Source organism: Paracoccus broussonetiae (assembly GCF_031854425.1).
GTDB lineage: Bacteria > Pseudomonadota > Alphaproteobacteria > Rhodobacterales > Rhodobacteraceae > Paracoccus > Paracoccus broussonetiae.
In genome coordinates, this window is sequence record NZ_JAVRQI010000002.1 from 1 (window position 1) to 13,370 (window position 13,370).

Annotated in this window: 16 protein-coding genes and 1 pseudogene; 9 read left to right on the forward strand and 8 right to left on the reverse strand. The window is 65.8% G+C overall.

Annotated features, from left to right (window positions below; all coding sequences use genetic code 11):
* The 3 genes and pseudogenes from glnQ to RM190_RS02550 form a co-directional block, all read left to right on the forward strand.
* A pseudogene (glnQ, locus tag RM190_RS02540) lies at positions 1-270 on the forward strand (glutamine ABC transporter ATP-binding protein GlnQ); the annotation flags it as partial.
* 10 nt (positions 271-280) lie between these two features.
* Entirely contained in the window at positions 281-1,306 is a 1,026-nt protein-coding gene (locus RM190_RS02545; protein WP_311757823.1) for a Gfo/Idh/MocA family protein, read from the forward strand.
* The gene (locus RM190_RS02550) at positions 1,303-2,136 is read left to right on the forward strand and encodes a shikimate dehydrogenase family protein (RefSeq protein ID WP_311757824.1); all 834 of its coding nucleotides are present in this window, start codon (positions 1,303-1,305) and stop codon (positions 2,134-2,136) included. Before RM190_RS02545 ends, RM190_RS02550 begins: the two co-directional genes overlap by 4 nt.
* Positions 2,137-2,157: 21 nt before the next feature.
* Here the strand turns inward: RM190_RS02550 and RM190_RS02555 are convergent, their stop codons facing one another.
* From RM190_RS02555 to RM190_RS02565, 3 genes are all read right to left on the reverse strand, one after another.
* The gene (locus tag RM190_RS02555; protein WP_311757825.1) at positions 2,158-2,799 is read right to left on the reverse strand and encodes a response regulator transcription factor; all 642 of its coding nucleotides are present in this window, start codon (positions 2,797-2,799) and stop codon (positions 2,158-2,160) included.
* Positions 2,796-4,214, reverse strand: coding sequence for a sensor histidine kinase (locus RM190_RS02560; RefSeq protein ID WP_311757826.1), 1,419 nt, complete (start codon positions 4,212-4,214; stop codon positions 2,796-2,798). Before RM190_RS02560 ends, RM190_RS02555 begins: the two co-directional genes overlap by 4 nt.
* 121 nt (positions 4,215-4,335) lie before the next feature.
* Positions 4,336-4,983 (reverse strand): hypothetical protein, encoded by a 648-nt coding sequence (locus RM190_RS02565; protein WP_311757827.1) that lies wholly within the window; start codon positions 4,981-4,983, stop codon positions 4,336-4,338.
* 163 nt (positions 4,984-5,146) lie between these two features.
* On the opposite strand from RM190_RS02565, the gene RM190_RS02570 reads away from it, so the two are divergent.
* Together RM190_RS02570 and RM190_RS02575 are read left to right on the forward strand one after the other, a co-directional pair.
* Positions 5,147-5,389 carry a helix-turn-helix domain-containing protein gene (locus RM190_RS02570; protein ID WP_311757828.1) on the forward strand — a complete coding sequence of 81 codons (243 nt, stop codon included), beginning with the start codon at positions 5,147-5,149 and terminating at the stop codon, positions 5,387-5,389.
* Entirely contained in the window at positions 5,389-6,693 is a 1,305-nt protein-coding gene (locus tag RM190_RS02575) for a HipA domain-containing protein (RefSeq protein ID WP_311757829.1), read from the forward strand. The genes RM190_RS02570 and RM190_RS02575 overlap by 1 nt, the downstream gene beginning before the upstream one ends.
* Before the next feature lie 17 nt (positions 6,694-6,710).
* On the opposite strand, the gene RM190_RS02580 is transcribed toward RM190_RS02575, so the two are convergent.
* The 5 genes from RM190_RS02580 to RM190_RS02600 all read right to left on the reverse strand — a co-directional run bounded on the left by RM190_RS02580 (position 6,711) and on the right by RM190_RS02600 (position 9,351).
* Positions 6,711-7,217 (reverse strand): cell wall hydrolase, encoded by a 507-nt coding sequence (locus RM190_RS02580; protein ID WP_311757830.1) that lies wholly within the window; start codon positions 7,215-7,217, stop codon positions 6,711-6,713.
* Between the two features lie 142 nt (positions 7,218-7,359).
* On the reverse strand, positions 7,360-7,779 hold the full coding sequence (locus RM190_RS02585) for a GFA family protein (protein WP_311757831.1): 420 nt from the start codon (positions 7,777-7,779) through the stop codon (positions 7,360-7,362).
* 32 nt (positions 7,780-7,811) lie between these two features.
* Positions 7,812-8,258: an SRPBCC family protein gene (locus tag RM190_RS02590; protein ID WP_311757832.1), complete on the reverse strand. Its 447-nt coding sequence runs from the start codon at positions 8,256-8,258 to the stop codon at positions 7,812-7,814.
* Positions 8,255-8,575 (reverse strand): ArsR/SmtB family transcription factor, encoded by a 321-nt coding sequence (locus RM190_RS02595; RefSeq protein ID WP_311757833.1) that lies wholly within the window; start codon positions 8,573-8,575, stop codon positions 8,255-8,257. Before RM190_RS02595 ends, RM190_RS02590 begins: the two co-directional genes overlap by 4 nt.
* Before the next feature lie 104 nt (positions 8,576-8,679).
* Positions 8,680-9,351: an ankyrin repeat domain-containing protein gene (locus RM190_RS02600; RefSeq protein ID WP_311757834.1), complete on the reverse strand. Its 672-nt coding sequence runs from the start codon at positions 9,349-9,351 to the stop codon at positions 8,680-8,682.
* A 170-nt stretch (positions 9,352-9,521) separates the two neighbouring features.
* Here RM190_RS02600 and RM190_RS02605 point away from each other — a divergent pair, with 170 nt between their 5' ends.
* The 4 genes from RM190_RS02605 to RM190_RS02620 all read left to right on the forward strand — a co-directional run bounded on the left by RM190_RS02605 (position 9,522) and on the right by RM190_RS02620 (position 13,155).
* On the forward strand, positions 9,522-10,379 hold the full coding sequence (locus tag RM190_RS02605) for a LysR family transcriptional regulator (RefSeq protein ID WP_311757835.1): 858 nt from the start codon (positions 9,522-9,524) through the stop codon (positions 10,377-10,379).
* Positions 10,380-10,443: 64 nt separating this feature from the next.
* Entirely contained in the window at positions 10,444-11,976 is a 1,533-nt protein-coding gene (locus RM190_RS02610) for a sensor histidine kinase (protein ID WP_311757836.1), read from the forward strand.
* On the forward strand, positions 11,973-12,581 hold the full coding sequence (locus RM190_RS02615) for a response regulator transcription factor (protein ID WP_311757837.1): 609 nt from the start codon (positions 11,973-11,975) through the stop codon (positions 12,579-12,581). The genes RM190_RS02610 and RM190_RS02615 overlap by 4 nt, the downstream gene beginning before the upstream one ends.
* A gap of 88 nt (positions 12,582-12,669) precedes the next feature.
* Positions 12,670-13,155, forward strand: a complete 486-nt coding sequence (locus RM190_RS02620) for a GlcG/HbpS family heme-binding protein (RefSeq protein WP_311757838.1) — start codon at positions 12,670-12,672, stop codon at positions 13,153-13,155.
* Positions 13,156-13,370: the final 215 nt, after the last annotated feature.

Consider the following 13,370-nt stretch of genomic DNA (forward strand, 5'->3'; position numbering starts at 1 on the left):
CCGAAAGCCATGCTTTTCGACGAACCGACCAGCGCGCTTGACCCCGAAATGGTCAAGGAGGTGCTGGACACCATGATCGGGCTGGCGCGCGACGGCATGACCATGATCTGCGTGACGCATGAAATGGGCTTTGCCCGGCAGGTCGCTGACCGGGTGATCTTCATGGCCGATGGCGAGATCATCGAGGAAAACGACCCCGAAACCTTCTTCCACAATCCGGGCCACGCGCGGACTCGCGCCTTCCTTGGCGAAATCCTGGCCCATCACTAAGGACGATGCGATGACGCAAACCCAATCCCTGCGCCTGGGCCTTCTGGGGGCCGCCAATATCGGGCGCCAGTTCACCGCCGCGGTCGCCGGTTCGGACAAGGTGACGGTTGCTGCCGTCGCCAGCCGCAGCGATGATCGGGCCGCAGCCTATGCCGCCGAAAACGGCATCCCGCGGTCTCATGGCAGCTATGAGGCGCTGCTGGCCGATCCCGCAATCGATGCCGTCTATATCCCGCTGCCGAACAACATGCATGCGGAATGGGCGATCCGTGCGCTGCAGGCGGGCAAGCACGTTCTGTGTGAAAAACCCCTGGCGATGAATGCGGATGAAGTTGCGGGCATGTTCGATGCCGCGCGCAGCGCCGGTCGCCTGCTGGTCGAGGGATATCCCTGGCTTGCCCAGCCCCAGACCGCACGTCTGCGCGAGATTTTGGCGGCGGGAGAGATCGGCGAGGTGCGCCAGATCTCGGCTGCGTTTGTGGCTCCGTTCAGCGACCCGACGAACATTCGCCTGAAGCCCGAGAATGGCGGTGGGGCGCTGCTGGACCTGGGCAGCTATTGCGTCAGCATGCTGCGGGTCGTCGCGGGCACCCGGCCAGTTTCCGTCACCGCGCAGGCCGACTGGTCCGATACCGGCGTCGATCGCGGCATGGTCGCGACGCTGCTGTTCCCGAATGGGGTTTCTGCGACGCTGAATTGCAGCTTCTCGGCCCTGTATCAGCGTCGGGCGCTGATCTGCGGAAGCGGCGGCAGCATCACCACCACCTATCGCAACCATGCCCCCGGTGCGGAGGCCGAACCGATGCAGATGTGGCAGGGCGGCGCCATGCTGACCGAGGTCCAGACCATCCCATCCGCCGGCGTGAACGGCTTCCGGGCCGAGGCCGAATCCTTTGCCGACGCCGTGGCGTTTGGTCCCGACCGCTGGACCGGAGCGTCCGAGGCAGAGTCGCTGGACATCGCGATGATGCTGGACGCCATTACTGCCAGCGCGCGCACGGGCCGCATGGTCGAACTGCCGCAGGTGACGGCATGATCGACGGCCACACCAAACTGATCGCGCATCTGGGTTTTCCGACCCACTCGTTCAAGGCGCCGATGATCTACAACCCGTGGTTCCGCCAACAGGGGATCAACGCGGTCGTCATGCCCATGGGCTGCAAGGCCGAGGATTACGCGGCCTTCCTGCCGCTGGTCTTCCGCCTGTCGAACATCCACGGTGCACTGATCACCATGCCCCACAAGGTTGCGACGGTCGGCATGGTGGACCGGCTTTCGACCACCGCGCAGGTCGCGGGGTCGGCCAATGCCGTCCGCCTGGGCGCGGATGGCAAGCTGGAAGGCGACATGTTCGACGGCGAAGGCTTCGTGCGCGGCGTCCTGCGCAAGGGGCAGAAGCTGGACGGCGCGCGCGTGCTGGTCGTCGGTGCGGGTGGCGTCGGTTCCGCCATCGCGGCATCGCTTGCCAAGGCCGGCGTCGCCGAGCTTGCGCTTTTCGACCCGAATGCCGCAATGGCCGGGGCTTTGGCGGATCGCCTGCGCCGCGCCTATCCGCAACTGCGGGTCCAGACCGGCTCGAAGGATCCGGCGGGGTTCGACGTCGTGGTCAACGCATCGCCTTTGGGTATGAACGAAGGGGATCCGCTGCCGATGGACGTGTCCCGCATCGCGCCCGAAACCTTCGTCGGCGAAGTGGTGATGAAGACCGAGATTACCCCTTTCCTGGCCGCAGCGCGTGAACGCGGCTGCCGCTTCCAGGTCGGCACCGACATGCTGTTCGAACAGATCCCGGTCTATCTGGAGTTCTTCGGCTTCGGCACGACGACGCCGGATGAACTGCGCGCGGTCGCCGAAATCAGCTACTGACCTGTCGCGTCACTTGCCGCGCTAAAGCCCCATGTCGCGGGCTTTCAGCGCGGCCTCGACCCGGTTTCGGACCTGCAGCTTCTGCAGGATGTTGGTCATGTAGTGCTTGATCGTCTTTTCCTGCAGATCAAGTTCGCGCGCGATTTCCTTGTTGCTGAGACCGGTGGCGACAAGTCGCAGGATCGTCGCTTCGCGCTGGGTCAGATCCTCGCTGACGGCCTGCACGTCGGGGGCCGGGCGCGCCTGCATCGTTGCCAGCACCCGCGCCGCCAACGAAGGCGAGACATAGGACGCCCCGTCCGCCACGCTTTGCAGCACCTCGATCAGCTGGGGGGCCGAAACGCCTTTCAGGACATAGCCGCGCGCCCCCGCCTTCAGCGCCGCCATCAGGTCGTCATCGGATTCCGATACTGTCAGCATCACGATCCCGACCGCGGGAAATCGGCGCGCGATCTCGGCCGCGGCGTTCAGGCCCGAGCCGGGCATTGAAATGTCCAGAAGCGCGACATCCGGCAGATGGGCCTCGACCGCGGCGACGGCCTCGGCAGCGGTGCCGACCTGTGCCTGGACATCGAAATGGCCATGCTCCTGCAGGGACAGCACCACGCCGCCGCGCAGCAGGGGGTGGTCGTCGGCAACGATGATCTGGATCTTGTCTGTCATGCGAGGGCCTCTGGCGACAGGGTGATGGTCAGGCGGGTGCCTTGGCCGGGCGCGGTGCGGATGTCAAATTCGCCGCCGATGCTTTCGACGCGTTCGCGCAGGCCGGAAAGGCCAAGCCCGTGCCCGTTCAGGGTGCGAGGGTCGAAGCCGGGGCCGCCGTCTTCGACCGCGATTTCAAGCCTGCCGTCGGGGGACAGCCCGCAGGACGCAGTGACGGGCGCGTCATTGGCGTGACGCCAGGCGTTCATCAACGCCTCCTGTGTGAAGCGATAGGCGCAGATCAGGATCGGGTGTGGGGCGGGTCGGTCGATCCGCTCATCGCCTGAAAAGCGGCGCTGCACGGTGGTCGCGGTCCGCCGCTCATGGGCGCTGATTGCCAGCTCCAGCGTTTCGGCGACGCTGCGCCCCTCCAGGGTCGGCAGCGTCAGCCCGCGGCACAGGTCGCGCACATCCCCCATCGCCTCGTCAAGCGAGGCGCGCAGGCCGCGTGCCTCGGGGTCGTCCGGAGGAACCGAGGCGCGGCGCATCAGCGCATCCAGCCGCAACGAGGTCAGCGCCAGGGCCTGCGCCGGCCCGTCATGCAGTTCGGCACTGATGCGGCGCATATAACGCTCGTTCGTCTCGCTGACCCCGCGCGAGGCGGCTTGCACCCGTTCCCGCAGCGCCTTGTTCTGGGTCGAGACACGGGCCAGTTCCGCCAACCGCCCCGTCAGTTCGCGGTTCTGGGCGTCGATGGTGCGACTGCCCGCGCGGACGATGCCGAACAGCGCGGCAAAGGTCAGCGCCATCACCCCGGCGACGGCTGCCCAGGCGCGGGCCTGCGCCGCGCGCAGGTCGGCCTTCAGCTCCGACCCGTCCAGATAGAATTCGGCCACCGCGATGATCTTGCCCGTCAGGATCGAATGAATGGGGTTATAGACCTCAAGCAAAGGGATGCCCTTCATCTGCTCACGCGCATTTTCAGCCTCGTCCAGATCGTCGAACGAGGCGCTGAGTTCACCCGCCCAGGCGCGGCGCAGCTTTTCGCCCGGTTCCAGAACCTTGCCGATCAGGTCGGCATCGCTGCTGAAGGCGATTAGCCCGCCCTTGCGCCAGATCTTGGTGGACAGGACGCGCTCGGACATCGGGGGTTCGTCCAGCAAATCGCGCATGCGCTGGATGCTGGCGGGGGAAAGCGTCTGGCTGTTCGTCAACTCCTGCGACATCGGGGCGATGAAGCTTTCCATATAGACGGCGCTGGACAGGGCGGCATTTCGCACGACGCTGGTCTTGATGCTGTCGCTGACCAGGCTGCCGACCGCGACCATTCCCAGAAGCGTGACGATGCTGCCGACGATCGCAAAGCGGTGATGCAGGGGAATCGCCGCAATGCGCCGGCGCCAATGGGCCGGTCCGGTCTGGGTTGTGGCGATCATTCTTTCACTCCGCTTTGGGCGGATTGTTGCTGATCCGGACGGCATCCGCCAAGGTGGGATCGGCCTTTCGGACCAAGGTCTGACGCGATTTTCGGACCCTTGGCCCGTCACCCCCTGCGCATCAGGTCCGACGGGCCTGCGCATGGGTCGGGACAGGCTGGAGCGGATGCGCGCGGCGATGCCAGATGGGGTCAGCCGGGTTTTCCGCCCGCCCATCCAGGAGGATCATTTCATGAAGACCCTGACCAGCCTTCCCCTGATCGCCGCCCTGTCCCTGTTCGGCGTCGCCCCATTTGCGGCCACTGCCTCTCCCGCAAGCGTCCGGGCTGCGCCTGCGACGATCTTTCTGGCGAAGATGCCCGCGAAACAGTTGGCCCGGCGGGGCCGCGGTGCCGATGATGGTCCGAACCACGACGTCGGAGACGATCACGGGCGTCGCGGTCGCGGTGCCGATGACGGCCCAAACCATGACGTCGGGGACGATCACGGTGGCCGCGGCCGTGGCAGCGATGACGGTCCGAACCATGATGCCGGAGACGATCATGGCGGACGCGGTCGTGGCGGCGACGACGGCCGTGGCCATGACCGCGGCGACGATCACGGGGGCCGGGGCCGCGATGGCGGCGGCGGTCGCGGACGAGGGGGCGATGATGGTGCGAACCACAGCCAGAACGTAATCCCCGCACCGGTTCAGGTTGCCCGCCACGGCGCCGACGACCGCAAGGGCGACGATCGTGGTGGCCACGGTCGCGACGACGGTTCCCGCCACTCCTGAGGCGGCATCCGTCGATCACGGCCCAGACACCCGCCTCCGCCAAGGCGGGTGTCGACATGTCCGGGTCTCCAGTGGCGAAGGCTGTTTACAGTGAAGTGTATATTCCGTAGATATACAGCATAGTGTAAAAGTCCGAGATTTACACCGGAGTGTATATATGCCCCTTGCCCGCTCGCTTGACGATCTGGCGCAGATCCTGCGCGAGGCGCGCCGTGCCCAAGGCCTGACGCAGTCCGAACTGGGGGACAGGGCGGGCGTTCGGGCGCACCACATCTCGAATATCGAGAATGGCGTCACCAATCCCACGGCCGCGACCGTCCTGTCGCTGTTCGCCGCGCTGGAGCTGGATTGGCAGGTCGTGCCCCGCGCGACGGGTGCGCGGATCGAGGATATCTTCTGATGGGGCGTCGGCCAAGGTCGGTTCCGCTGGCGGTCCATGTCAATGGCAGGCGCGCCGGCACCCTGACGCGGGAAGCGGATGGCGCGACTAGCTTCACCTATCACCCCGACTGGCTGGAGTGGGAGCATCGCTTCCGCCTGTCGCTTTCCCTGCCGCTGACCGATCAGCGGCAGCGCGGTCAGGCCGTGCTGGCGGTGTTTGACAACTTGCTGCCCGACAGCATGAACCTGCGCCGCGCATTGGCGGAACGCATGGGTGCCGGTGGCGACGATCCACATTCGCTGCTGGCGGCGATCGGGCGCGATTGCGTCGGTGCGATGCAGTTTCTTCCTCAGGGCGAGGATCCCGGCCCGGGCTTTTCCGACGTAAGCGAGGCGCTGGCCCCGGACCAGATCGCCCGGATGCTGCGCGATCTTGGCCGTCATCCGCTGGGGCTGGACCGGGATCAGGCCTTTCGCGTCTCGGTCGCGGGGGCGCAGGAAAAGACGGCGCTGCTGTGGGACGGCGGCTGGCGCCTGCCGTTGGGCATGACGGCGACGACACATATCCTCAAGACCCGGATGGGCCAGCTTCAGAACGGCATCGACATGAGTTCGAGCCTTGAGAATGAGTTGCTGTGCCTGAATCTGGCCGAGGCTTTCGGATTTTCCGTGCCCCGGACCCGGATCGAGCATTTCGACGGTATCGACGCGTTGGTGGTTGAGCGTTTCGACCGCAGCCTGTCGCGTGGCCGCCGCCTGCGCCTGCCGCAAGAGGATCTGTGCCAGGCGCTGGGGATTCCCTCGGCCCGGAAATACGAACAAGACGGCGGGCCGGGGATCGCCCAGGCCCTGCATCTGCTGTCCGGATCCAGCGACGGCCTGCGGGACCGCGCGGATTTCCTGGCGGCGCAGATCTTCTTCTGGATGATCGGCGCGACCGATGGCCACGCCAAGAACTTCTCGATCTTCCACGCGCCGGGCGGGTTCAGGATGACCCCGCTTTACGACATCCTCAGTGCCGAACCTGCGCGCGCCGCGGGTCACATCCGCCACCAGCAGATGCAGATGGCGATGGCCGTGACCGGCAGCAGGCGGCATTACCGCATCGACCAGATCCATCCCCGCCATTTCGAGCGGACCGCGCGCGAGGCGGGGCTTGGACCCGCGATCATCGAGCAGGCCTTTGCCCGGTTCCGGAACGCCGGAGATGCCGTCCTGGACGATGCGGCGGCACGCGTGGCGGCGGATGTCCCCGCCAGCGTGGCAGAGCCGATCCTGACTGCCGCACGGGCGCGCCTTGACGTCCTGCGCCGCTACGGCTGAGCCGGGACCGCCCGCGTTCAGCGGCCGGTGATGCCCTCGATCGGTCGAGGCGGGACCGGCTGCGTCACCAGAAAGTTCTTGCGTTTTTCGTAGAAGGCGTTGCCGCCCGTCACCAGAACGTAGTGCATGTTGTCATAGGAAAAGCTGTAGCCTGCCTGGTGGAAGAACATCGCGTTTCCGATCAGCGGGTGACGCTCCCCCCGTAGGACCGAGCGTGCGGCCTCGCGTACCTTCGGCAGTTCCCTGGGGTTCATCTTGCGCGTCATGATCCCGGACGCGAACTGGTTCTTCTGCGCGACCACACCGCAGACGGTATTGGGATATTTTCCCGACTGCACGCGGTTCATGACGACGCTGCCCACCGCGATCATGCCATCGCGGCTGGAGCGGTTCGATTCGAAATACATCGCGCGCTCCATGCATTCCTGTTCGCTGTGGCGGCGGGGAAACCCGCAGCCCGCCAGCATCAGCAATGCGGGGGCAAGGAATACCGCGAACCGCAGCTTCCGGCTTTGAAATGTCATCTCGGTCCCTCCTGGCGCGCGAACACGCTCTTGTCATGAGAACGAGGATTAACAGCAGGGGTGAGGTCGTCTCAACTGCGCCGTGTATCGTCGGGCAACGGCCGTCACCTGCGGGCAACGCGCGAAGCATCGGCCTGCCGAATCAGGCGGGTGGGCCCTTCGCGAGCACCGTCAGCGCCGGATCATGGTGGTCCCAGCCAAGCGCCCGACTGCCATAGGCGACAAGGGTCGGGTGGAACCGTTCGGGCGCATCCAGGCTGGCTGGGTGGATCGCCGTGATTGTGGGGGCGGCGACAAAGGTCAGCAGGACGGGCGTGCCGCAGGTGGGGCAGAAGGCGTGGGTCTTTTCGTTGCCGCTGTCGCCGGCGACGCTCCAGCCCTGCAACCGTCCTGCCACCCTGACCGCGTCCACCCCCGCGAAGACGAGATACGACGAATGGCCGGTGCCGCTGCGCATCTGGCAATGGCGACACTGGCAGTGAAGCTCGGCGACCGGCGCTCCCGTCGCCTCATAGCGGACGGCGCCACAGGCGCAGCCGCCGCAATAGGTGGTCTGGCTCATGATCTTGCTCCGATGTGCCGGGCGGCCTGTGGTCACAGGTCAAAGCCGCGCCCAGTCTCCAGAAAGGATTTCATGCTGGACAGTACCAGCGGCCAGCCTTTGCCGACCGCGTTGCACATGCCGCTGCCGGGTTGCAGGTCGTCATGCGTGACGGTCAACTTGACCATGTCGTCCTGCGGCTCGATGTCGAAGGTCACGCGGCTGTATTGGTCGGGATCGTCCTGCTGGCTTTCATTCGCCCAGCTGATGACCAGCTTGTTGGGCGGATCGCTGCTGATGACCTTGCCGACAAGGTCCACGGTGCGCGCGGCATCGGCGCGGACATGCTGCCAGCCCGAGCCGGTCTGCCAGTCGGCCGAGACGTTTTCGTGCCCCCAATACCGGCGCGCAAGATCGGGTCTGGTGATCGCCTCGAACACCTTTTCCGGGGTGGTGCGGATATAGGTGACGTAAACGAAACTGGCGGATTTGTCTGTCACGGCTTGCTCCTTTCAAGTTCGTGCTTGAGGTCGTGGAGAAGGCTGAGACGGCTTTCCTCGAACTTTCGGATCCACCGTTCATAGACCTCGTAAAGCGGGACGGGGTTGATGAAATGCAGCTTCTCTCGCCCGCGGCGGGCGGTGCTGATCAGATTCGCGTCTTCCAGAAGTCCAAGATGCTGGGTCACGGACTGGCGCTGCATGTCCAGCGTTTCGCAAAGCTGGCCCAGCGTCTGCCCGTTCCGTTCGCAAAGGGCGTCAAGCAGTTTCCTGCGGCTTGGATCGGCCAGCGCCTTGAAGACCTTGTTGTCATCCATGGGCCGCTCCATCCGTATCGAGACCATTTACGCAGGTAAATACCTGCATGTCAAGATATGCAGGCACTCACCTGCATATTTGGATGCAAGAGGCAGATCGGTGCCTATCTTGCGCCCGCGGCGACCAGGATGCGCTGGATCTTGTCATAGCCGGCGGCGCGAGCATGGCCCAGCGGGGTCACTCCGTTGCCATCTGCAAGGTTGACGTCGGCACCCGCCCTGACCAGCAGGTCGACGATCTGCTGGTGACGGGGCCCGCCATCGCCCAGGATGATCGCCTCAAGCAGGGCCGTCCAGGCCAGGTTGTTGACGTGATCGACATCAACGCCGGCCTCGATCAGCGTGCGCACGGTTTCCACATGCCCGCGTTCGCAGGCGGGGATCAGGGCGGTGCCGCCGAACCGGTTGGTGCTTTTCAGGTCCGCACCATGTGCCAGCGTCATCTTGAGGATCTCCAGATGCCCGCGCGCCCCGGCGTAAAGATAGGGGCTGTCCTGGATCAGATCCTCGGCATTGACGTCGGCCCCGGCCTGGACAAGGACCCGTGCGGCCTCGACGGCATTGGCATGGGTCGCAACCAGCAGCGGCGTCGCACCGTTCCGGTCGCGCGCCTCGATCTCGGCGCCTGCCGCCAGAAGCCGGGTGATCGCCGCGGCGTCGTTTTGTCCTGCCGCCTGATGCAGTCGGGTTCCGTTCATGGTCTTTCCTGTCGCAGAGACGGGGGCCGCAAGCAGCGACAGGAAGGCGGTTCCGACAAGGAAAGCGCGGCGTGGCATGGCGCGTTTCCCGATCGAAGGCTTCGACTGGCGTGACGGCATGAATGCCCCCGGTCTAGTGGTTCTCGCCCAGATAGGCAGGACGGCTGGCATTTGAAAATTAAATATCAGGATGACTTTCATCGCAAACATGAATACTCATGGGGACGGCCTCATCCTTTGCAATCGCCATGCTTGACCCGCGCCTGCTTCGTTCTTTCACTGCCATCGTCGATGCGGCCAGTTTCACGCTGGCGGCCGAACGCCTGAACATGACGCAATCGACGATCAGCCAGCAGCTTGCCCGGCTGGAAACTCTGGTCGGCTCCCCCCTGATCGAGAGGACGGCGCGCCCCGTCCGGCCCACCGCGAGTGGAGAGCGGCTTCTGGGCTATGCCCGCAGGCTTCTGGCCCTGCAGGCCGAGGCCGAGGCCGCGCTTGGCGATCCTGCGGGCTCTGCCTCGATCCGCATCGGCCTGCCCGAGGATATCGTCGATGCCGCGATGGCGAAGACATTCGGCGACTTCGCCCGTCGCCACCGGGAGATCCGTCTTGATGTGACGGCCGGTCTTAGCCGCGACCTGACGCGGCGCTATCGCAGTGGCGATTTCGACATCGTGATCGTCAAGGACGCGCGGCCTGGCCCGGATTGCCGCGCATCCTTCCCCGAGCCGGTCGCCTGGTATGAAAGCGCCGAGGCGCCCGCCACATGGCCCGATCCGCTGCCGCTGGTCGCCTTTCCGCCCGATGGTCTTTACCGCGACACGATGTTCCAGCGGGCCGAGCGCGAGCGGCTTGGCTGGTATGTCGCCTTTGCGGGCAGCAACCTGCACAACGTCCTGGTCGCGGTCGAGGCGGGATTGGGCCTGTCCCTGCTTCCGGTCAGCGCGGCGGGGCGATACCGCGTGCGGCAATATGCGCCCTTTGGGATGGAGGCGCCGATTTCGGTCTCGCTTTACTCTTGGGAAAAGACCGGCCCGGTCTCGGAACTGGTTGGGGCCATGCAAGGGGTGATGGCCGCGCGCTCGCAACCGCTGGGCCGGAATTGATGCACGGCGCAGAAACCTGACGAGCCGCATTTAGGCCACGCGTGAAACCTGCAAGAATGGACCGATGACAGGCCAGAACCGCCCAATCCTTGAAAGCCCGCTGAAGCTGATCGCGATCGGCTGCCTGCTGCTGCTGGCGACCGCGGGGGCGGTCGCGATCCTTCAGCGCCACGCGTTGATGGTGGAACTGGAACAGGAAAGCTCGGTCCTGCTGCGGCTGGCCTCGCAGCGCGCGGACCAGCACGATGCCCACCTGACGGCACTGTCGGCGATTGCCGTCGCCGGCGAGGCCGAGCAGAACGGCCTGTTCCTTGAGGTGGCCCAGACGATCTCTCGTTTCTATCCGCGCATCGACGAGGTTCAGCTTGTGCCGTTCGATGCGCGGGGCAAGGCGGTCGGCACGCTGCCGCTTGCCCCGGCGCTGGCGGATACCATTCGCGCGTCCGCACAGGCCTCGACAGGCCATATCGCGCTGCTGCCGCATCCGGACCGGCCGCAGCATTACATCATGGTCAAGCGCAGCCCGAATACCGATGCGGCCCGCTATGGGCTTATGCTGGGGATCGATGCAGAGAAGCTGGTGGACGAGGCGGGAACATTCTGGTCGCGGCCCGATGTCGCGCTGACCCTGTCATTGCCGGACGGTCACGCCCTGTTCCATCGGGGCGCCGCTCCCGAGACGATCCGCTTTGCGCGGGCACTTGGAAGTGCATCCCAGCCGCTGTTGCTGGAAACGGGAATGCAGATCGGCATTGCGAACCTGCTTCCTGCCTTGCGGACCGGGCTGGCGCTGCTGGCGGTCACGCTGGCCTATCTTGCCGCGCTGTCGGCGTTGCGCCAACGGGCCCGCGTGCGTGGCGCGATCGAACAGGCGCGGCTCAGCGCGCTGGATTCGCGCCTTGCCCATGCCTCTCGCGTCAATGCCCTGGGCGAGATGGCAAGCGGGCTTGCCCATGAACTGACGCAGCCCCTGACGGCGATTTTGGCGCAGGCGCAGGCGGGCCGTCGGATGCTGGCGCGCGGGGATTCCGCTGCGCTGTCGCCGATCCTAGATGATACGGTCGCGCAGGCGCGGCGGGCCTCGGCGATGCTGGAACGCTTCCGCAACTGGTCGCGCCCGCATCCGGTGCCGCGCGTGCCCTTTGACCTGCGCGAGGCGCTGCGAAACGTGCAGACGCTTCTGGCGCCGCAGGCCGCCGCACAGGGCGTGCCGCTTGCTTTCGATCTTGGTCCCGGTCCCGCGCCCGTCATCGCCGACCCGGTCGAGATGGAACAGGTGGTCTTCAACCTTGCCCGGAACGCTATCGAGGCCACTGCCGGGCTTGGCAATGCCGGGCAGGTGGTCGTCGCGCTGAAGCCGCAGCAGGATCGCGTCGTGCTGGAGGTTTCGGATAACGGGCCGGGCATCGCGCCGCAGTTGCGATCGCGCCTTTTCACGCCCTTCACCACCACGCGGCCCAACGGGACCGGGCTAGGCCTGGCGCTAAGCCAGCGTCTGGTCGAACGCGCCGGAGGAGAGATCCAACTGGTCGACGGTACGTCGGGGGCGACGTTCCGGGTGGTGCTTCCGGGACGATCCGCAGAGGCTCGGGAATGAACCTGCCCGTCTATCTGGTGGATGATGACGAGGCGGTGCGCCGCGCGCTGGCGTTGCTGATGTCGACCGTGGGAATCGAGGTCACGGGCTTCGCCGATCCTCAGGGGTTTCTCGCGCAGCTGCCCAAACTCGCGCCCGGTTGCCTGATCCTGGACATCCGGATGCCCGCCATTTCCGGCCTGAAGCTACAGGAGCGGCTGGCCGAGCAAGGCATCGACTGGCCGGTGATTGTCATCTCGGGGCACGGCGATATCGAGGCTTGCCGCCGCGCCTTTCGCAATGGCGCGGTCGACTTCCTGTCGAAGCCCATCGACGAGCAGGATCTGATCGATGCCATCCAGAAAGGGCATGAGGCGCTGGAGCGGGCGCTGGACCGTCGCGCCGAACAGGCCGAGACGCTGGGGCTTCTGGCTTCGCTGACGCCCCGCGAAACCGAGGTGCTGGATCGGATCGCCGAAGGTTTCACCACGCGCCAGATCGCCGAGGGGTTGGGCCTGTCGCCGCGCACCGTCGAAAGCCATCGCGCTGCCATCGGGGCCAAGCTTGGCACAACCTCGCAAGCCGAGATGACGCGTCTGTGGCTGGCCGGACGCGACACTCCGTAGAACTACGCAGACGGCTGCAAGGGATACGAATACCGGCATGGGGCGGGGCGGGCTAATTCCCTTTCATCATTCGGAAAGGATACCCCTCATGACCCGGAACCTCGTGCTTGCCATCGCGCTTCTCGCCCCCTTCGGCGCTGCCGCTCAGGATTTGCCGAGCGCGCCCTATCTGCCGCTTGATCTGGCGACGAAGGCCGCGGACGCAGCGCTGAAGGCCTGCACCGCCGAAGGCCACAATGTCAGCGTCGCGATCGTCGCCCGGGACGGTTCGACCAAGGTTCTGCTGAAGGCCGACAATGCCGGCCCGCATACAGGATCGAGCGCGCAGGGCAAGGCCTTCACCTCGGCCGCGATGGGTCGCGACACGGCCGGCCTGGCCGAGTTCATTGCCTCGAAACCCGCCAACGAAGGTCTGCGCGATATGGACCCGCGCATGGTCATCCAGGCTGGCGGCCTGCCGGTCAAGTTCGGCAAGGCGCTGGTCGGCGGCATCGGCGTCGGCGGCGCGCCGTCGGGTGACATCGACGCGACCTGCGCGGCGGCGGGACTGAAGGCCATCGGCGCGGGCGAGTAATACCGACCCTGACCACGACGCGGCCCGTCCCAAGGGGGTGGGCCGCTTTTTCGTTCGGCGGCAAGGTCATGCTGCAAATCATTCGCGCAGTCATCGCGAATTGACTCGGCACTTCACCGTCGAGTTAAACTCCCCCCTGGAGGAAAAGGTTGTCCCGCCCGATTGGGAGGTCGGCGGGAACATCCGCGCAAAACCCAGCAGCATGGATCGAGGGA